This is a genomic window from Chelatococcus sp. YT9 (assembly GCF_018398315.1).
In the GTDB taxonomy this organism is placed as follows: Bacteria; Pseudomonadota; Alphaproteobacteria; order Rhizobiales; family Beijerinckiaceae; genus Chelatococcus.
In genome coordinates this window covers 2,237,102-2,256,247 of record NZ_JAHBRW010000001.1, presented here as the reverse complement: position 1 = coordinate 2,256,247, position 19,146 = coordinate 2,237,102, and the positions used below count along the sequence as shown (strand labels likewise).

Genomic DNA, 19,146 nt, shown 5'->3' with positions numbered 1-19,146 from the left:
ATGCTGCTGATCGACCACTTCGAGAAGGTCGCTCGCGAGGCACCCGATCGCGTCTTCATCCACTTCGTCGGCGACGAGGCGGGTGCGGACCGCATGATCACCTATGCCGCTGCGGCCGAACGCGCAGCCCATCTGGCCGCGCATCTGCGCTCATGCGGGGTCAAGCGCGGCGATCCCGTCGCGATCCTGATGCCCAATTCGATCGAATGGCTGGTCATCTATTTCGCCTGCCAGAAGATAGGCGCGATAGCCGCCGGGCTGAACACGGATCTACTTCCCGCCGAACTTCAATCCTACTTGGATACGCTCGCGCCGCGCGTGCTGGTCACCGCAAAGGCGCAGAATGCGCTGGCGTTAGACCTCGCTTCGACCAACCCCGGCCTTGCCCACATTTTCAGCGACGCGCCCGTCGATGGCATGAAGGACGCCTGGAGCCCGTCATCTGAGCCCGTGTGGGTACGCGATCCGGAGATACCAGACGATGCCCTTCTCAGCATCGTCTTCACGTCCGGCACGACCGGCGCCAAGCCCAAGGCAGCGTTGCAGCGCTCGAGCAGCATCATTCACGGTATCGCGGGCTATCAGGAAAATCTCCGGCTGACCTCGCAGGACAGGGTCATGCTGGTGACCCCGCTACTCCATGGCATGGCGCTCAACTGGGGCACGACGATGTGCGTGCTCGCCGGCTGCACGATGGTGCTGGCGCGCCGCTTCAGCGCATCCCGCTTCTGGGATCAGGCGGATCGCAGCGGCGCCTCCGTGTTATGGACCATGGGTGCCGTGATCGCCATCCTGCTGACGCTTCCTCCGACGGAGGTCGAGCGTCGCGCCGTCGAGAAGCTGCGCATTCTGTTCGCCAATGGCGCGGCGGGGCGCTGGCGGCAGATCCGTCAACGGTGGGGCTGCGACGTGCTCGACGGCTATGGCATGACAGAGACGCCCGGCACCCTCGCCGGGGCGGACTGCTATGACCTGCCAGATGCCTATCCTTGCGTCGGCCGGCCCGTCCGTGGCGTGGATCTACGTATCGTGAATCCCGACACCGGCGTCGAGGTTGGCGTCCGCGAGGTCGGCGAGATCACGGCCCGCTTCGGGCAAGGGTTTGCCGGCTATTTCAACAATGAGGCCGCGTTCCGGGAAGTCGTTCGCGACGGCTGGTTTCACACCGGCGACCTCGCTTATCGTGACGAGGAAAACCGCTTCTTCTTCGTTGATCGCCTGAAGTCCATCATCCGTCGCGGCGGCGAGAATATCGCCAGCCTGGAAATCGAGAACTGTATCGTCCAGCATCCTGAAATCCGCGAAGTCATTGCGCTGCCGCAGCCCCACGATGTGCTTGGCGAAACAGTGCTTGCGGTTCTCATCCCGATGGAAGAGGGACGTGAATTCTCGGTGGAGGAGATCCGGCACTTCTGTGAAGGCAAGCTCGCGCCCTTCAAATGGCCGGAAGCCGTCCGGACCAGCAACGGCGCTGATGTGCCGCGCACGGAAACTGGCCGCGTGAAGAAGCTGCTATTTCGCAAGGCACTGGGGCTAATTCCATGACGGCTGCTCCCGTGACATTTGCCGATACTGACGCGATTGCCGCCCGTTGGGCCTCTTTCAAGGCGCAACCCGCCGGCAGCAACCGGGTTACCACCCTCAAGGATGCGGTGGCGCGTCACGTGCGGCCGGGCGATACGCTCTATTTCGGCGGCTCAATGGCCCGGCCCAATGCTGCGATGTTCGAGGTCGCGAGGCAGTTCTGGTCGCGCGACCCGGGATTCACGCTCGCCGCTCCCGCGATAGCCAATCAGCACGCCCCGCTTATTCGCGCGGGGCTCGTAAAAAAGGTCATCGCCTCGATCCACGCGCTTACCTTTCCGACGCCCGCGCCGCATCCCCTTTACGTGCAGGCGGCCCGCGACGGCTCGGTTGCCTTCGAGAGCTGGTCGCTGCTCACCCTCAAGCAGCGCCTGATGGCGGCGGCGCTCGGCCTGCCCTTCATGCCGACGGGCTCGCTCGCCGGCAGCGACATGGCGACCGAACTCGCCGCGAGCGGACAGGTCGCGACGATCGACAACCCGTTTGGCGATGCGGCCGCCACGGTGGTGGCGCCTTTCGCGCCCGACGTCACATTCGTGCATGCGCTCGCGGCCGACCGCTTCGGCAATGCCATTATCTGTCCGCCGTTCTACGATGGCGCCTGGGCTGCCTTCGCGGCGCGACGTGCTGTGATCGTCACGGCCGAGCGCATTGTGGAGGATGATTTCATCAGCCGCTATTCGCACCAGGTACAGATACCTGGCCATTGCGTCGCAGCGGTCTGTGGAGTGCCGCTCGGTGGCCACCCCAATTCCCTTCCGGGCGACGCGGTGCCGGAGGTGCCGGGCTATCCGGACGATTACGCCTTTCTCGAAGAGCTGCGGCACGCCGGGAAGACCCCGGACGCGCTCGATCGCTGGTCGCAGGAATGGATCCTTGGCTGCGGGAGCCACGAAGCCTATCTTGCGAAGCTCGGATCTGAACGCGTTCACGCGTTGCGCGGACGCAGGGCGAAGGATGGATGGCGGCTCGAATGGCCGGAACTCGCCGGCCCCGCGGAGGCGCGCGCCTCATCCGAGAACGAGCGCCACGCCATCCTGGCCACGCGCGTCCTGCGCGAGCGGCTGCGTAGCGGAGAACTGTCGTGCATCCTCGCCGGCCTCGGCATCTCTTCGCTCGCCGCCTGGATGGCCTCGCTGCTCGAGCGGCAGAACGGGCACAACGTGCCGTTGATGGTTGAGGCCGGCATGTACGGCTATGTGCCCTCCCCTGCCGACCCCTTCCTGTTCAATTACCGCAACATGTCCGGCGGCCTCATGGAAACCGATGCCCTGACCACGCTCGGCGTGCTGACAGGGGGGCCGCGCAACCGGGCTGTGGGCGTGCTCGGCGCCGCGCAGGTCGACCGGGCCGGCAATCTCAATACCTCTAAACTTCCGGACTTCATGCTCACCGGTTCCGGCGGCGCCAATGATATCGGCAGCGGCGCCTCGGAAGTGCTTGTCACCATGGCCCATTCGCCCAAGCGCCTTGTCGAGGCGGTCCATTTCATCACAACCCCCGGCCGGGCCGTGCGAACCATCGTGACCGAGCTCGGCGCGCTGGAGCGCCAGGGCGGTGATGGGGAATTCGCGCTGTCGCGGGTGCTCGCCCGGGATGGCCACTCCAAAACCGACCTCATCGCCATGGCGGTCGCCAAGACGGGCTGGGAACTCGCCGTCGCTGACGACGTCCGCCTCGAACCGGCGCCGGAAGCGGAGGAGATCAGCCTCGCGCGCCAGCTCGACCCGAAAGGACTATTCCTTGGCTGAAAGCGATGACCCCTTCACCGCGCCGCTGAGCTTTCGCGAGGATGTGCTCGCGGGGCAGGTCGCGCTCGTCACCGGCGGCGGCACGGGCCTCGGACGCTCAATCGCCATCACCATGGCGCGGCTTGGGGCCACCGTCGTATTGTGCGGACGCCGGCCTGAACCGCTGGCGGAGACCGTAGCCCTGATCCGGAGCCGCGGCGGGGCAGCGCATTCGCATGCCTGCTCGATCCGTGAGCCCGGTCAGATCGCGGCCATGCTCGATGAGGTTTTCGCCAGGCTTGGTCGGATCGATATCCTTGTGAACAACGGCGGCGGGCAGTTCGTCCAGCCGGCTATCGATCTCTCACCCAAGGGGTGGCACGCGGTCATCGACACCAATCTCAACGGCACCTGGAACATGATGCAGGCCACGGCTCAGCGCTGGCGCGACCGCACGGAGGAAGGACGAATCGTGAATGTCGTCCTTGATATCTGGCGGGGCATTCCCGGCATGGCACATTCCGTCGCCGCACGGGCCGGGGTCATCTATCTCTCCAAGACGCTCGCGATCGAATGGGCGCCGCTCGGCATACGCATCAACTGTCTCGCACCAGGCATCGTCGACACGGGCGCTCTGGAGCAATACCCCCCGGATGTGCAAGCCAGGATCCGCACAGACGCCAACGTCCAGCGCCGTCCGGCCAGTTCCACGGAAATTGTCGAGGGTTGCATCTATCTCGCGCTGCCATCTTCGCGCTTCGTGACAGGCGAAGTATTGACGATCGACGGCGGGCAGCAGTTATGGGGAGATGTGTGGGCGGTCTCCAAGCCCGATTATTTCCGTTTCTCATCGTGAAAACACAGAACGGTATGACAGGACGTGGCGATGCCAGAGAACTTTACCACCATTGATCTTGTCGTCGAGAGCGGCGTAGCGCGACTGACTCTCAAGCGCCCCGATGTTCTGAACGCCCTGACGCGGGCGATGATCGCCGAACTCCTGCAGGCCCTGGCGCAGGTTCGGGATGATCCGCAGGCGCGCGTGCTCGTGCTCACCGGAGCGGGACGCGGCTTTTGCGCCGGCATGGACCTCGGCGACCCCCTGACCGGCCTTGGCACGAGCCGGGAGGAGCGCTCCGCCGTGACGCGGGAGGTCATGGAGAAGGAGACCAACGCGCTGATCCGCGCGCTGTACACTCTCCCGAAGCCCAAGGTGATCGCTGTGAACGGCGTGGCGGCGGGCGGTGGCGTCGGCGTCGCGCTGGCAGGCGACATCGTCATTGCATCCCACTCCGCGTCCTTCGTCCAGGTCTTCACACCGAAGCTCGGACTGATCCCGGATTGCGGCTGCACATGGATGCTGCCGCACCTCGTCGGTCGCGCCCGCGCGATAGGGCTCACCATGCTCGGGGAGAGACTTCCGGCGGAGACCGCGGCAGAATGGGGGCTCATCTGGAAAGCCGTTCCTGACGGAGAACTTGCCGGCGCGGTGGAGACCGTCGCCCGGCACCTCGCAAACGGGCCGCGCGCGGCGCTGGCGCTCGTCGCCGAAGCAATAGATCGCGGGGGCAATCATACGCTGGATGAACAGCTCGATTTCGAGCGCGATACCAACGCACGCCTCAACGCATCCGCGGATTTCGAAGAAGGTGTCCGCGCCTTCATGGAAAAACGCGCGCCTCGTTTCGTCTGAAAACCAATAATAGCCGTCTCGCGGCAGGAGACCGACACCAATGATCGAACGCACCATCTATGACAGCGATCATGAAACCTTCCGCGATCTCGTGCGTCGCTTCTTTGAGCGCGAGGTTGCGCCTTATCACGCGGCGTGGGAGGAACAGGGCTATGTGCCCCGGGAGCTCTGGCAGAAAGCGGGAGCCGCGGGCCTTCTCTGTACATCGGCTCCGGAGGAATACGGCGGCCTTGGCCTCGACCGGCGTTACGCGGCCATCATCTTCGAGGAGCAGGCGCGCCTCGGCTTCAGCGGCCCCGGCTTTTCCGTGCATTCGGAAATAGCCGCCCCCTATATCGTGACCTATGGTTCCGAAGAATTGAAGCAGCGCTGGTTGCCCGGCCTAATCAGCGGCGAGGTCATCGCCGCCGCCGGCCTTACCGAACCGGCCGCTGGCTCCGACCTCGCCAATATCAAGACATCGGCTGTGCGTGACGGCGACCACTATATCGTCAACGGTCAGAAGACCTTCATCAGCAACGGCCACAACTGCGATCTCGTTGCGCTGGCCGTCAAGACGGACCCGACCCAGCGCTCCAAGGGCGTATCCATGCTGCTGGTGGAAGCCGACAGGCCGGGCTTCAGCAAGGGCGCGCCGCTGCACAAGCTGGGCAACAAGGCCCAGGACACCTGCGAATTGTTCTTCGACAATGTCCGCGTGCCGGTTTCCAATCTTCTCGGAGCGGAGGGCGAGGGCTTCACGCAGCTGATGCAGGAACTGCCGTGGGAGCGTATCCAGATCGCGGTGGCCGCCATAGCCACGGCCGAGGGGGTGCTCGAGGAAACCCTCCGCTATGTGAAGGAGCGCAAAGCCTTCGGCAAGCAGATCATCGAGTTCCAGGCCAATCGCTTCACCCTGGCCGAATTGCAGACAGAGCTTCAGATCGGACGCGTCTTTGTGGATCGCTGCCTTGAGCTGGTCTGCGACGGCAAGCTCGACAGCAAGACCGCAGCCATGGCCAAATATTGGTCCACCGATTTCATGTGCAAGCTCATCGATCACTGCCTGCAGCTGCATGGCGGCTACGGGTATATGGTGGAATATCCCGTCGCGCGCGCCTTCGCGGACGCCCGTGTCACGCGTATCTATGGCGGCACCAACGAGATCATGAAGGAAATCATCGGGCGATCACTGTGAGCGCGCGCGCCTCCGGACCGCTCTCAGGTGTGCGCGTCATCGAGATGGAGGGTGTCGGCCCGGCGCCCTTCTGCGGCATGCTGCTGTCAGACATGGGCGCTGATGTCGTCCGCATCGAGCGGCCGATGGCGGGTGATGCCGCGGTCGACCTGCCAGCGGAACTCGACCCGACGCTGCGCGGGCGCCGGACGCTGACGCTCGATCTCAAGGCGCTGGACGCGCGGGCCGAGGCCAGGGCGCTGATCGCACGCGCGGATATCCTCATCGAGGGCTACCGGCCAGGAGTGATGGAGCGCCTCGGCCTTGGCCCGGAGGCCTGCCTCGCGGACAATCCGCGTCTCGTCTATGGGCGGATTACCGGCTGGGGACAATCCGGCCCCCTCGCCCGCACCGCCGGGCACGATATCAATTATATCGCATTGACGGGCGTCCTCGACAGCATCGGCGAAGACGGACGTGCGCCCGTGCCGCCTCTCAACCTTGTCGGGGACTTCGGCGGAGGAGCCATGTTCCTCGCCTTCGGCGTCGCATGCGCTCTCCTCCACGCCCGCGCCACGGGTCAGGGCCAGGTGGTCGATGCGGCCATGGTCGATGGCGCGAGCGCGCTGATGGCACAGTTCTACGGCTTTCTCGCCCAAGGTTCGTGGCTGACGGAACGCGGCCAAAACATCCTCGACGGCGGCGCGCCCTGGTATGGCACCTATGAGACAGCCGACGGCCGCCATATCGCCGCCGGCGCCTTCGAGGGCCGCTTCTGGCTCATGTTCCTCGAAGGCCTCGGCCTCGATGCGGCGACACTGCCACCGCGGGAGGAGCGCACCCACTGGCCGGCGCTTCGGGCCCGGATCGCAGCGGTGATCAAGGCACAACCGCTGGCGCATTGGCAGGAGGTTTTCGATGGATCGGACGCCTGTGTCATGCCGGTGCTGACATTGAACGAAGCTCACACCCATCCGCATCTCGTGGAGCGAGGCACCTTCGGGACAGTGGACGGCTTGTTGCAACCATCACCGGCGCCGCGCTTCAGCCGCACGCCCGGACAGATCCAGACCGGCCTGGCACGCGACACCGACGCTGCGACGATCCTGGCGGAATGGGCATAAGTCCCCATCATCGCAGCGGAAGGCACGGGGTCACCCCACGCCTTTCCGTGTAGGTCAACCGCCAACCGTCCTTATACCGTGCGGAAGTCACCGCCACGGGCGTTGAGCGCGGAGACCATCTCCAGGGCTTCCGGCTGGGCCAGCAAATCCATGAACAACGTGCGTTCCACGTCGAGGCCCTCATAGAGTGGCCGCTCGGCCGTCTCGCGGATCAGGCGCTTCACCGAGGCGAGCGCATTGGAGGGGATCGAGGCGAGATCGCGCGCGCGCTCCATGGCTCGCTCGAGTACCGGTCCATCCGTCACCTCGATGACGATGCCGGCCGCGAGGGCCTCCCGCGGGGACAACCGACGCCCATGCAGCACGAGATCGAGCGCGCGCGCCGGCCCGACGATGCGGGCGAGCCGCTGGGTGCCGCCGGCGCCAGGCAAGGCTCCAATGCGGATCTCGGGCAGGCCGATCAGATAGTCGCCATCCTGCGCCAGTCGAAAATCGCAAGCGAGCGCCAGCTCCAGGCCTCCTCCCATCGCGTTTCCGTTGATGGCGGCAATGACGGGTTTGGGCGACATGTCGATGCGCCGCAGCATCACATCGATTGCACGTTCGGGAACATGCGCCCCGTCACCGAAGCGGTCACCACGCTCGTTCAATTTGCGGACAACGGCTTCGACATCATGAAGATCGAAATGCTGGATGAACACATCCGGCTCGCCGCCCGTCAGCACGATCACTTTCACGTCAGGCCGCGCGATGGTGCGCCGAAGTGCGCGGTGCAGCTCATCCGTCACGGAATCGTTCATGTAGCCGTGGGGGGGGTTGGAAATGCGCAGGACAGCAACAGCATCCTCGACGGAAAGATCAACGTGGGACATGGGCGTCTCATCTCCATTTTTCTTGGAGATAGACGAGAGCGAGCGCTCTGTAAAGTCATGCCGTGAGATGCTTGACGAGAGCGACCGCTCTGTCATAGTCTGCGCTCGTTCCGGGCCATAGAAGCCGGACTGCAGGGAGGCGATACATGTTGCGGCGACATCTTTTGGCGGCGGGGGCGATCATCCTGGCCACCACGACTTTTGCGCCCCTGGCGCAGGCGCAGGGAGAGCCGGTGAAGATCGGCATGCTTGCTCCCGTTCGTACCGTTCTTGGCAGCCAGGCCGTCGAGGCAGCCAAGATCGCGATCGACATGGCCAATGCCAAGGGCGGCCTCAATGGCCGGCCCTTCGAGCTTGTCGTCTACGACGACGGCAATTCACCGGTCGAGGGCGTCAGCGGCATGCAGCGGCTGGTCGACCAGGACAATGTCAAGATCGTCATCGGTCCCTATGGCAGCACCGTCGCACTCGCCGGACTGCCGATCGCCACTGCCGAGGAACTGCTTTATCTTCCGGTTGCCGCGAAGCATCCGGACGTGACCACCTCCGGCTACGACAAGGTTTTCCGGTTCAATTCCACTGTGAAGATGGACGGCGATGTCCTTGTCGAATACATGCAGAAAGCAAACCCCAAGGGCATTGCTTATATCGGCGAGAATAACGACACGGGCCGCGCCTATTTGGCCGGGCTGCGCGCCATGTTCCCCAAAGATCCGGACAATAGGGTCGTGTTCAACCAGCTCTACGACACCTCGTCCAGCGACTATAGCGGGCTCGTTACAGCCGCGAAGGCCTCGGGAGCGGAGATGCTCTATCTTGCCGGCAATAACGTCGAGCAATACGGCAATATCATGCGGGTCGCCAAGGAGCTGGGCTATAAGCCCAAATATCTGGTGCTTGCGCCCGGCATCCTGAACGCGCGTGCCGTCGAGCTGGCTGGCGGCGGCGCAGAGGGCGCAATCTGCACTGACATCTATGTCCCCAGCATGCCCGGCGCGGAGAATGCGGCGTTTGTCGAGGCTTACAAGGCCAAAGTGGGCATTGCTCCGGAAAAGCTCGAGCTGTTGTGGTTCGAGGGCGCACGCGTCGCCACCCAGGCTATCCAGAAAGCCGGCACGACAGATGTCGCCAAGCTGGCTGCGCTCATTCACCAGGATACCTGGACCACGCCGCGCGGTGAGCTCAAGTTCGACAAGACCGGCCAGGCGCTCAGCACGCCCTTTATCGTCGAGGTCAAGGACGGCCGCATTCAGCGACAATGAGGTCCGGTCATGATAGAGGCGATCGCTCAGCAGGTTTTCAACGGCTTCAGCGCTGGCATGAGCTACGCGCTGATAGCGTTGGGGCTTACATTGGTCTTCGGGGTCCTGCATATCATCAACTTCGCCCATGGCGAGTTCTACATGCTAGGCGGATTCGGCGTCGTGCTGGCCACGACGATGCTGGGCGCTCCCTATGTCATTGCCGTTCCCCTGGGGATGATTGCGGCGGTCGCCGTGGCATTCCTGGTGGACACGGTCGCGGTCAGGCCGGTTCTGCAACGAAGGGATGGAGGAAACTCGGCCCTTATAGGAACCTATGCCGCAAGTATCCTGATACTTGAAGCGGTGCTTTATACTTACGGACCAGCACCTCGCCGCATTGATGGAGTCATCGGCGCTCTTCATATCGGCGACGTCGTCATTACCTATCAGCGCATTCTGGTCATCGTCGGCGGTTTTGTTCTACTGTTCCTTATCCATGCGCTTTTGAAATACACGAGCCTTGGCCGCGATCTCCGGGCCGTTGCTCAAGACAACTTCGCCGCGCAGGTTATCGGCATTGACGTCAAGCGCGTGCGAACCACGACTTTCCTGCTGGCCGCAGGCGTCGCCGGCATTGCCGGCGCGCTTATGGTGCCTATTTCGCTGTTCACCCCGTATATCGGCCAGCACGTGGTCATCAAGGCTTTCGTCGTCGTAGTGATCGGTGGCATGGGGAGTGTCGTGGGCGCCGTTGTCGCCGGCATTGGCATCGGCTTTCTGGAGATCTTCCTGCGCGGCCTCGTTATTGATGGTATCGCACAGGCGATCCTCATGTCGCTGCTCATCGTAACATTGCTCGTGCGCCCGCAAGGCTTGTTCAAGGCGCGATGATGACTTCGTTTTCCCTTCTGAAAGACAGGCGGCTGGACTGGCTCTGGTTCGTAGCAATCTGCCTCGTGGCGGCAGTCGTGCCGGCTATCGGCCTCTCGAACTACATCTCGGGGCTCATCGTTCTCGGCGCTGTCTATGCTCTCCTCGGCTTGAGCCTCAATCTGGTCTTCGGCTATCTCGGCTTCACGTCCTTCGGCCATGCCGCCTTCTTCGGGCTGGGCGCCTATTTCGCGACTCTGACCAATGTCTATCTGGGCATCAACTTCTGGTTCGCCGTCGCTCTAAGCGCGATACCAGGCATGCTGCTGGGAGCCCTCATCGGTTTCGCCTCGCTGCGCATCGGCGGGGCCTACTTTGCCATCGCGACGATGACGGCGGCCGAAATCCTGCGCCTCATCGCGGAGAACTGGGTCGATCTCACGCGCGGGCCGATGGGCATGATGATGCCACGGCCTACGCTCTCGTTCCTGGCTCCCTTTGCCAGTTTCCAGCAATACTATCTGGCGATTGTTCTCCTTGTGGCAGGCCTCGCCTATCTCGCTATCAAGCGGCTCCTTCGCTCACCCATCGGACGCTCATGGATCGCCATCCGCGAGAGCATCGACCTCGCCGAAAGCGTCGGCATCCCAACCCTTCGCGTCCGCGTGCAGAACCTCGCGCTCTCCGGAGCGTTGGGCAGCATTGCTGGCGCATTGATCATTCCCAAAATCCTGATCGTCACTCCCAATCTGCTGACGCCACTCTATTCGGCGACTGCGGTCCTGATCGTCATTCTCGGAGGGCGCGGGTCGCTCATCGGCCCAGTCATCGGCGCGGCGATCTTCGCCTGGCTGCCGGAGGTCCTGCGCTCGGTAGGCGAAATGCGCTTCGCGGTTTTCGGTGTGCTCCTCATCGTCGTTGTGAGACTTCTGCCGAAGGGGCTCGTGTCGCTCTGGCCATCGAAACAGGCGGCGGCGCCAACCACGTCCGAAGTGTTGGAGAAGCCTCTCCATGTCACGGCGCCCGTTGCAGGTCCAATGGCGGATGTTGGCGCCGAGACACCATCCGGTCCTCCCGTCTTTGCCGTCTCCGGGCTGACCAAGCGTTATGGCGCCCTGGTCGCCCTCAAGGACGTCTCGTTTTCCCTCCGCAGGGGTGAGATCCTGGGCCTCATGGGACCCAATGGCGCCGGTAAATCGACTTGCATGAGCATGGCGAGCGGCTTCGTGCGGCCGACCAGCGGCAGCATCAGCCTGTTCGGGAAGGATGTCTCGGCACTCCCCCCTCATCGACTGACCGAACTGGGGCTGGCGCGCACCTTTCAGCAGACAACAATCTTCGGAGACCTTTCGGTCTACGAAAATATACTGATTGCCGTTTACAATCGACGGCCGGTGTCGTTTGCCGCGAGCCTGATCCAGTCGACCCGCTTCCGGGCGGACGAGGCCGCACGCGCCGAGATCGTGTGGCAACTCGTGGCGGAGGTGGGGCTGATGGAGAAAGCCGGGTCGCTGGCCCGCTCGCTGGCCTATGGCGAGCAGCGGCTCCTCTCCATCGCCATCGCGCTCGCCACCGACCCCAAGGTCCTCCTCCTCGACGAACCGGCAGCCGGGCTCAATCCTGTCGAAGCAGCCACGCTGACAACGTTGCTGCGCCGGCTCAAGCAGCGCGGCATTGCGATCATTCTCGTGGAGCACAACGTCCGTATGATGATGAGCGTCTGCGACAGGCTCGTCGTGCTGCACCACGGCGAACAGATAACGGAAGGCGTGCCGGCGGCAGTCCGGAACCATCCGATGGTGAACGAAGCCTATTTCGGCGTAGGTCAGACCCAATGAGTGCTCTCGTCACCCGAGATCTCGCGGTTCATTACGGGCCGATCACGGCCATCAGCAAGCTAAGCATCAGCGTCGCAGCCGGCGAGATAGCCTGCCTCGTCGGCTCGAACGGCGCGGGCAAGTCTTCCAGCCTCAAGGGCATCATGGGACTGGAAAACGCATCCGGCGGCGTTCTTTTGGATGGTGTTGCGGTGGAAAACCTGCCGACTTCCGGCCGGGTGCAGCGGGGCATCGCGTTGGTGCCGGAGGGGCGCCACGTCTTCCCGCATATGACCGTGCAGGATAATCTGCTTGCCGGTTACCGCGGCCGGCACGCCGTTGCGGTGTCCACGCGTATGGCGGATATCATGTCGATCTTTCCCCGTCTCGAAGAGCGTCTGGACCAGCTCGCCGGCACCATGTCAGGCGGTGAGCAGCAAATGCTCGCGATCGGACGGGCGCTGATGTCGGAACCGAAGGTGCTCCTGCTGGATGAGCCAACCCTCGGGCTCTCCCCGGCAATGGTGGATCGCGTCGCGGAGACGCTGGCCACGTTACGAACGAAAGGTCTCGCGATCCTGCTTGCCGAGCAAAACTTGAACATGGCTCTGTCCGTCGCCGACCACGGCTATGTGCTGGAGATGGGGCAGCCGACCCTGTCAGCCTCTGCCGCGATCTTGCGCTCCGACCCCCGGGTGCGCGAGGCCTATCTCGGAGCCGAATGAACGGCGCGATCACTGCTTGGAAGCCGCTGGCAGCAGAGTGGATGAACCCCAGATGTCCAAGGTGCTCTATGAGCGACGCGGCACCGTCGCGCTCGTCACGATCAACCGTCCAGAGGTCCACAACGCCCTGGATCCCGAGACTCTCGTACTGCTGGAACAGACCTGGCTGCGTATTCGCGACGACGATGCCATCCGCGTCGCAGTGATCACGGGCGCCGGCGAGAAGGCCTTCTGTGCGGGCGCTGACTTGAGCCGCCTGATTACGCTATTCAACGGCGGCCGGCAGCCAGAGGACGCCTGGGACGAGCGCGTCGTCGCGGATCCGATGGTTTTTGAAACAGCGTTGCTCCGTGACTTTGACGTCACCAAACCGGTGGTTGCGGCGCTCAACGGCTATACCATCGCTGGCGGCATGGAGCTCGCCCTCGGCGCGGACCTGCGGGTCGCCTCCCAGACGGCCCGGCTCGGCATGCAAGAAGTAAAATGGGGCCTCTTTCCAGCCGGGGGCGCGACAGTCCGACTATCCCGGCACGTGTCGGATGTGCGCGCGATGGAGCTGCTGCTCACCGGCGAACTGATCGATGCGCAAACAGCACTGGGGTGGGGGCTTCTCAACAGTGTCGTGCCGCAGCGTGACGTCCTGACCTCAAGCCTTGCACTGGCGGAAAAGATCGCCAGCCACTCTCCGGTCGCGGTCCGTGCGATCCGCCGCTCACTGCGCGACGTCCAAGGCTTACCTGCGCGCGCGGCGTTGGCCCATGAAAAGCGGATCTCAGCTGATGTCTTCCTCAGCGAGGATGCGCGGGAGGGCCAAATGGCCTTCACTGAAAAACGCGCGCCCGTTTTCAAAGGTCGCTAGGTTTCGGACCGTCTTCTGCTGCGCATCTACGCGGTGAACACCAGATTCCGCGCGAGACGACACCGCCGTCGAGTTCAATTTTTGCTTGCGACGATGCTGTACATCAATGGAATACGCGGCATCGTATCGGGTGGCACCATACGTCCACCCCCAAGGTCACGCATATTCTCAAAACCGCGCCAGCCATTGGCATAAGGGTATTCGGCGAGTTGATCGAGCGTGAGCCCGGCCTTCAGAAGAGCCGAGACGACCTCTCCGATTCCCCAGGCGAATTCGAACGAAGGGTGCGGATTGGCGAAATCCTTCACACCCGGTTCGTAGCCTGAGGGGGCAAGACCTTCGCCTGACTGTGCGACATAGTCTCCAACCCCCGATTCCGCGATAGGCCCGATGTTGAAATACTGGTAATGCGGTCGCCATTGCTGGTCGAAGACCATTGCAAAGGGGTGAAACTCGACGAATACGAAGCAGCCGCCGGGCTTCAGCACTGCTGCTATACCCTCCGCCCAAGCGCCGATATCCGACAACCAGCAGATCGTGCCGTAGGAGGCGAAGACCCGATCGAACCGTCGGCCCTCCGCAGCGGCCCGAGCAAACCACGTCAACAGGTCCTCACGCTCGAATCGCGCCGAAATCCCGCTGTCCGCCGCGAGCCCGCGGGCGAAGGCGATCGCCTCGTCTGAGATATCGACGCCGGTGACGTCGGCGCCGAGCCGCGCGATACTCAGGCTGTCCTGCCCTGAATTGCATTGAAGATGCAGGAGGCTGAGGCCGGCCAAGTTGCCGAGCAATGCAGTTTCTTCCGGAAACAAGGTCGAGCCGCCGGCACGGAAAAAGGCCGCCTGATCACCCTTGTGGCTGTTATGCGCAACAGTCGCCGCGTTCCAGGACAGGCGGTTCGCTTCATGGAATTCGTTGCGCATGACATCCTTCTCGCTAGCCCGCACCTCAACCTGAGCGCTCACCGGTGAGGCCGGAGCTCTCCAGGATGGGTAACCTCAGACGGCCTCGAGCGCGATCGCGATCCCCTGGCCGACGCCGATGCACATGGTGGCGAGCGCCCGCTTGGCGCCGCGCAGGCTCAGTTCCAGCGCCGCCGTGCCTGTGATGCGCGCGCCCGACATGCCGAGCGGATGGCCGAGCGCGATCGCGCCGCCATTCGGGTTGATGTGGGCCGCGTCCTCCTTCAGTCCAAGCTCACGCAGGACAGCGATGCCCTGGCTTGCGAAGGCCTCGTTGAGCTCGACGATATCGAAGTCATTGGGCGAGAGTCCGAGCCGCGCGCAGAGCCGGTTCGTCGCCGGTACGGGTCCGATGCCCATGATACGCGGGGCGACGCCCGCCGCAGCCCCCCCAACCACGCGGGCCAGCGGCTTCAGGCCGTAACGCTTCACGGCGGCTTCCGACGCGATGATCAGCGCTGCGGCTCCATCGTTGACGCCGGAGGCATTGCCGGCTGTGACCGTGCCGCCTTCCTTGCGGAACGGAGTGGGCAATTTGGCGAGCTTCTCCAGGGTGGTGTCGCCGCGGGGATGCTCGTCTTTGGCGACGAGAACCGGCTCGCCCTTGCGCTGCGGAATAGAGACGGGAACGATTTCCCGGGCCAGCCGGCCATTCTCCTGGGCGGCCACGGCGCGCTGTTGCGAACGCAGCGCGAAGGCATCCTGATCGGCCCGGCTGATGTGGAAATCGGCCGCGACGTTCTCTCCCGTCTCGGGCATGGAATCGACGCCGTATTGCGCCTTCATCACCGGGTTGATGAAGCGCCAACCGATCGTGGTGTCGTGGATTTCCGCCTGTCGGGAAAAGGCCGTTTCCGCCTTCGGCATCACGAAGGGAGCGCGGGACATGGATTCCACGCCGCCGGCAATGATCAAGTCGGCCTCCCCGGCTTTGATCGCGCGCGCGGCATTGATCACCGCGTTCATGCCTGAGCCGCAGAGCCGGTTCACTGTGCTGCCCGGGACTGCCAGCGGCAAGCCGGCGAGCAACAGGGCCATGCGCGCCACGTTGCGGTTGTCCTCGCCGGCCTGGTTGGCACAGCCGAAGATGACGTCATCCACCTCCTCCCAGTCGATGTCAGGGTTGCGGGCCACCAAAGCCTTCAGCGGGACAGCGGCGAGGTCATCGGCGCGAACGCTGGAGAGAGAGCCGCCGAAGCGACCGATAGGCGTGCGTACATAGTCGCAAATAAACGCGTCCGACATTGTCCATCCCCTGCCACGGGCCTCGACGGGCCCTCATTCCCTATACATCGCATCGCGGACGGCATCCGCCACAGCCACAAGCCGTGGCCCTATCCGTTCGATCAGATCGTCCCGCGAGAGCAGGACCGCAGGCCCGCAGCAATTGAGCGCGAAGGTCAGCGAGCCGCCGCTGCCCAGGACGAGCGGCACGCCGACAGCATTGATCTCAGGCCGCCAGTCTCCAATCAGCAATGTGAAGCCACGCTCGGCATAGGCTGCAAGCGTGTCCTCGACACCCTGGCGGATTTCCGCCCAGTTGTCGCGGTGGCTCATTGTTTCCATGAGCTGCGCGCGCTCCGCGAGATCAAGCCCCGCGAGAAAAGCCCGCCCCATCGCCGAACGCGCCAGGCTGATATGGGATCCGACCTCGATGCCCATATGCAGCGGGCTAGCGCCACGGCAATGCTCGATATAGACCATCGAGGTGCCGTCCCGCGCGCCAAGCGCCACAGACACCCCGGTTTCATCAGCGAGCGCCTGCATATGCGGACGCGCGACATCACGGACGCTCATGCTGCCGAGCGCCGTGAAGCCCAGCGCCAGCGCCCTGATGGAGAGGGTATATTTCGCCGTCACCGGCGCGTAGGTCAGAAAGCCAAGGCTGCTCAGGGTGTAGGTCAGACGCGAAACCGTCGCTTTCGGCAAACCGGTGCGCTGCGCGAGCTCCTGATTGCCAAGAGGCGGATCGTCACGGCGAAAGGCGCGCAGCACATCAAGACCGCGCGCAAGCGCGGTGACGAATTGCGGATCACGGCAGTTGCCGCCTTCGCCCTCAGGCACAGCCAGCGCGATTTCCCGCCTGCGCATTCGTCAGTCTCGCGCGTACAGATCGAGTCCCAACCTCGCCCGGCGCTTCAGCCAGGGGCTCGGCCGGTAGCGCGGATCGCCGTAGAAGCCATACATGGCCTCGAGGACCGCGAGCACGCGCTCGGGCCCGATAGCGTTGCCAAGCTTAAGGGGGCCTTTAGGATAGCCGAGCCCGAGCTCCACCGCCCGATCGATATCCTCCGGCTGCGCCACCCGCTGCTGCGCCATGTCGGTGCCGATATTGACGATCCCGGCCGCTATGCGCTGGGCAACGAAGCCGGGACTGTCGTTGATGACCGTGACTGCATGGCCGCCCGCCGCGAGAAGACCATGCGCCGCCGTGGCAATCTCAGGCCGCGCCGCCGGATTGCGCATGAGGGTGCGCCGCTTCTCCAGTCCGAACAGGCAATCAACGGCAACCGCGCGGGCGGGATCGACGCCCTCCGCCAGCGCCGCCGTGGTGCAATCCTCGCCCAGCGGGGTGAGAAGGATCACCGCGTCTGCGCTGGGGCGCTCGCCCGCTTCCAATGTCGCGCCGACAGCTGCCAACGCCTCCTGTAGGAGCACCGCGGCCCTCGGGTAGCGTTGGCTGATCCAGATAGTCGCCCCCTCGGGCGCGGTGGGCGCAACCGGCTCGGCGGGCCGTTCGATCTTGCCATCCGGATAAGCGTAGAACCCCCGGCCGGTTTTGCGGCCGAGCAGACCGCCGGTCTGGCGCTGCGCCGTGATGACGACTGGGCGGTAACGCGGCTCCTCGTAATACTGGCGGTAGATCGCCTCCATGGCGGGATGCGAGACGTCGAGGCCGGTGAGATCGAGCAGTTCGAACGGGCCCATGCGGAAGCCGACGGTCTCCGTCATGATGCGGTCGATGTCGGCGAAACCGGCGATACCCTCCTGGACGATGCGCAGCGCCTCGGTGGTATAGCCGCGCCCGGCGTGGTTGACGATGAAGCCCGGCGTGTCGCTGGCGCGCACCGCGAAGTGGCCCATGCGCTGCCCGATGGCGAGCAGCGTCTCGACCACAGATTCGTCCGTCAGGACGCCGCCGATGACCTCGACGATCTTCATCAGCGGTGCCGGATTGAAGAAGTGGAAGCCAGCGACGCGGCCGGGCAAACGCGCCGCAGCCGCGAAGGCCGTCACGGACAGGGAGGAGGTATTGGTGGCAATGATGCAATCGTCGCGCACCACGGCCTCCAGATCTTTCAGAAGCGCCGTCTTGATGTCGATCCGCTCGGCGACCGCCTCCACCACGAGATCACAGGGCGCGAAAGGGCCGTAGCCGCTCTCGGGACCCGCATTCGTTGGCTGGATACGCGCGATGGTGGCATCTGCCTCGGCCGCGGTGAGCTGGCCCTTGTCGACCTTCCGGCGGATCAGCCCCGCGCAGAAATCGCGGGCTTCCTCGCCCGCGCCCCTGCGCGCGTCGGCGAGCAGCACGGTGATGCCGGCCTCAGCGGCCACCTGGGCGATGCCGCGGCCCATGACACCGGCACCCACGATGCCGATCGTGAGGCTCGGAGACTGCGGATCGATGGCCATCTCACTCACCCTTGAAAGCCGCGGGACGCTTTTCAAGGAAGGCGTTCATACCCTCCTTCTGGTCCTTCGTATCGAAGAGCTGGACGAAGGCCTCGCGCTCAAGCGCGAGTCCTTCACCGAGAGGAAGATCCGCGCCATCGAGAACCGCTCGCTTGATTTCCCGCGCCGCGATCGGAGGCAGGGCAGCTATGGCGGAAGCGACGGCAAGGGCCCTAGGAAGCACCTCAGCGTCCGGGACCACTTCCGAAACCAGGCCCAACGCATCAGCCTCGCGGGCTGAGATGAAATCCCCAGTGAGCAGTAACTTCATCGCCTTGAACTTGCCCACTGCCCTGGGCAGGCGCTGCGTGCCGCCGGCACCCGGCATGATCCCGACCTTGATCTCTGGCTGGCCGAACTTCGCTCCCTCCCCTGCAATGATGATGTCCGCATGCATCGCGAGTTCGCAGCCGCCACCAAGGGCGAAGCCGCAGACAGCCGCGATGACGGGCTTCCGGAAAGCCCTGATCGCGGAATAGGCGGCGGCACCCGGGCTTGCCGCCATGTCTGCGGCATTCATGACGGACATCGCCTTGATGTCCGCTCCGGCTGCGAACACCTTCTCACCGCCGGTCATGATCACAGCGCGAATTTCCGGATCAGCATCGAGCGCCGCCAGATGCTCCACGAGGAGAGACCTCACGCCGTCATCGATGGCATTTCGAACTTCTGGACGGTTGAGCCGCAGCAACGCGACGGACGTGGACGGGCGTTCCAAAAGGACAGCGGACATCGGAAATTCCATTCTGCGGAATAATTTGCTTTTCCTTACCTGTACTTACAGCCACATCCAGAAACGATCAAGTTTCAGAAATTAATTCCATCCTGCGGAATT

17 protein-coding genes are annotated in these 19,146 nt (G+C 63.9%); 11 read left to right on the top strand and 6 right to left on the bottom strand.

Translation table 11 applies throughout. The features are described 5' to 3' along the window. Genes KIO76_RS10260 through KIO76_RS10235 form a run of 6 tightly spaced genes read left to right on the top strand, consistent with a single transcriptional unit; the run spans position 1 to position 7,287 of the window. Positions 1-1,545, top strand: a complete 1,545-nt coding sequence (locus KIO76_RS10260; protein ID WP_213323176.1) for a class I adenylate-forming enzyme family protein — start codon at positions 1-3, stop codon at positions 1,543-1,545. Continuing rightward, positions 1,542-3,335 carry a CoA-transferase gene (locus KIO76_RS10255; RefSeq protein WP_213323174.1) on the top strand — a complete coding sequence of 598 codons (1,794 nt, stop codon included), beginning with the start codon at positions 1,542-1,544 and terminating at the stop codon, positions 3,333-3,335. Before KIO76_RS10260 ends, KIO76_RS10255 begins: the two co-directional genes overlap by 4 nt. Beyond that, the gene (locus KIO76_RS10250; RefSeq protein WP_213323172.1) at positions 3,328-4,170 is read left to right on the top strand and encodes an SDR family oxidoreductase; all 843 of its coding nucleotides are present in this window, start codon (positions 3,328-3,330) and stop codon (positions 4,168-4,170) included. The genes KIO76_RS10255 and KIO76_RS10250 overlap by 8 nt, the downstream gene beginning before the upstream one ends. A 30-nt stretch (positions 4,171-4,200) precedes the next feature. Further along, entirely contained in the window at positions 4,201-5,007 is an 807-nt protein-coding gene (locus tag KIO76_RS10245) for an enoyl-CoA hydratase-related protein (protein ID WP_213323170.1), read from the top strand. A gap of 40 nt (positions 5,008-5,047) precedes the next feature. Then, complete coding sequence (locus KIO76_RS10240) at positions 5,048-6,184, top strand: acyl-CoA dehydrogenase family protein (protein WP_213323169.1); 1,137 nt, start codon at positions 5,048-5,050, stop codon at positions 6,182-6,184. Further along, positions 6,181-7,287: a CaiB/BaiF CoA transferase family protein gene (locus tag KIO76_RS10235; RefSeq protein WP_291977070.1), complete on the top strand. Its 1,107-nt coding sequence runs from the start codon at positions 6,181-6,183 to the stop codon at positions 7,285-7,287. The genes KIO76_RS10240 and KIO76_RS10235 overlap by 4 nt, the downstream gene beginning before the upstream one ends. 71 nt (positions 7,288-7,358) lie before the next feature. On the opposite strand, the gene KIO76_RS10230 is transcribed toward KIO76_RS10235, so the two are convergent. Then, positions 7,359-8,159, bottom strand: a complete 801-nt coding sequence (locus tag KIO76_RS10230; RefSeq protein WP_213323168.1) for an enoyl-CoA hydratase/isomerase family protein — start codon at positions 8,157-8,159, stop codon at positions 7,359-7,361. Between the two features lie 146 nt (positions 8,160-8,305). Between KIO76_RS10230 and KIO76_RS10225 the strand changes: the two genes are divergently transcribed. Genes KIO76_RS10225 through KIO76_RS10205 form a run of 5 tightly spaced genes read left to right on the top strand, consistent with a single transcriptional unit; the run spans position 8,306 to position 13,674 of the window. Then, a complete protein-coding gene (locus KIO76_RS10225; RefSeq protein ID WP_213323167.1) occupies positions 8,306-9,421 on the top strand; it encodes an ABC transporter substrate-binding protein in 1,116 nt (371 codons plus the stop codon). 9 nt (positions 9,422-9,430) lie between these two features. Then, positions 9,431-10,294: a branched-chain amino acid ABC transporter permease gene (locus KIO76_RS10220; RefSeq protein ID WP_213323166.1), complete on the top strand. Its 864-nt coding sequence runs from the start codon at positions 9,431-9,433 to the stop codon at positions 10,292-10,294. Continuing rightward, complete coding sequence (locus tag KIO76_RS10215; protein ID WP_213323165.1) at positions 10,291-12,111, top strand: branched-chain amino acid ABC transporter ATP-binding protein/permease; 1,821 nt, start codon at positions 10,291-10,293, stop codon at positions 12,109-12,111. The genes KIO76_RS10220 and KIO76_RS10215 overlap by 4 nt, the downstream gene beginning before the upstream one ends. Then, positions 12,108-12,815 carry an ABC transporter ATP-binding protein gene (locus KIO76_RS10210; RefSeq protein WP_213323164.1) on the top strand — a complete coding sequence of 236 codons (708 nt, stop codon included), beginning with the start codon at positions 12,108-12,110 and terminating at the stop codon, positions 12,813-12,815. Before KIO76_RS10215 ends, KIO76_RS10210 begins: the two co-directional genes overlap by 4 nt. Positions 12,816-12,867: 52 nt before the next feature. Beyond that, a complete protein-coding gene (locus tag KIO76_RS10205; RefSeq protein ID WP_213323163.1) occupies positions 12,868-13,674 on the top strand; it encodes an enoyl-CoA hydratase/isomerase family protein in 807 nt (268 codons plus the stop codon). A 74-nt stretch (positions 13,675-13,748) separates the two neighbouring features. On the opposite strand, the gene KIO76_RS10200 is transcribed toward KIO76_RS10205, so the two are convergent. From KIO76_RS10200 to KIO76_RS10180, 5 genes are all read right to left on the bottom strand, one after another. Further along, positions 13,749-14,597: a class I SAM-dependent methyltransferase gene (locus KIO76_RS10200; protein ID WP_213323161.1), complete on the bottom strand. Its 849-nt coding sequence runs from the start codon at positions 14,595-14,597 to the stop codon at positions 13,749-13,751. A gap of 75 nt (positions 14,598-14,672) precedes the next feature. Further along, positions 14,673-15,881 carry a 3-oxoadipyl-CoA thiolase gene (gene pcaF, locus KIO76_RS10195; RefSeq protein ID WP_213323159.1) on the bottom strand — a complete coding sequence of 403 codons (1,209 nt, stop codon included), beginning with the start codon at positions 15,879-15,881 and terminating at the stop codon, positions 14,673-14,675. Positions 15,882-15,914: 33 nt separating this feature from the next. Beyond that, positions 15,915-16,727, bottom strand: a complete 813-nt coding sequence (locus KIO76_RS10190; RefSeq protein WP_213323158.1) for an IclR family transcriptional regulator — start codon at positions 16,725-16,727, stop codon at positions 15,915-15,917. A 3-nt stretch (positions 16,728-16,730) separates the two neighbouring features. After that, positions 16,731-18,272 carry a 3-hydroxyacyl-CoA dehydrogenase gene (locus KIO76_RS10185; protein WP_213323157.1) on the bottom strand — a complete coding sequence of 514 codons (1,542 nt, stop codon included), beginning with the start codon at positions 18,270-18,272 and terminating at the stop codon, positions 16,731-16,733. Between the two features lies 1 nt (position 18,273). Next, positions 18,274-19,044 carry an enoyl-CoA hydratase-related protein gene (locus tag KIO76_RS10180; RefSeq protein ID WP_213323156.1) on the bottom strand — a complete coding sequence of 257 codons (771 nt, stop codon included), beginning with the start codon at positions 19,042-19,044 and terminating at the stop codon, positions 18,274-18,276. Positions 19,045-19,146 lie beyond the last annotated feature (102 nt).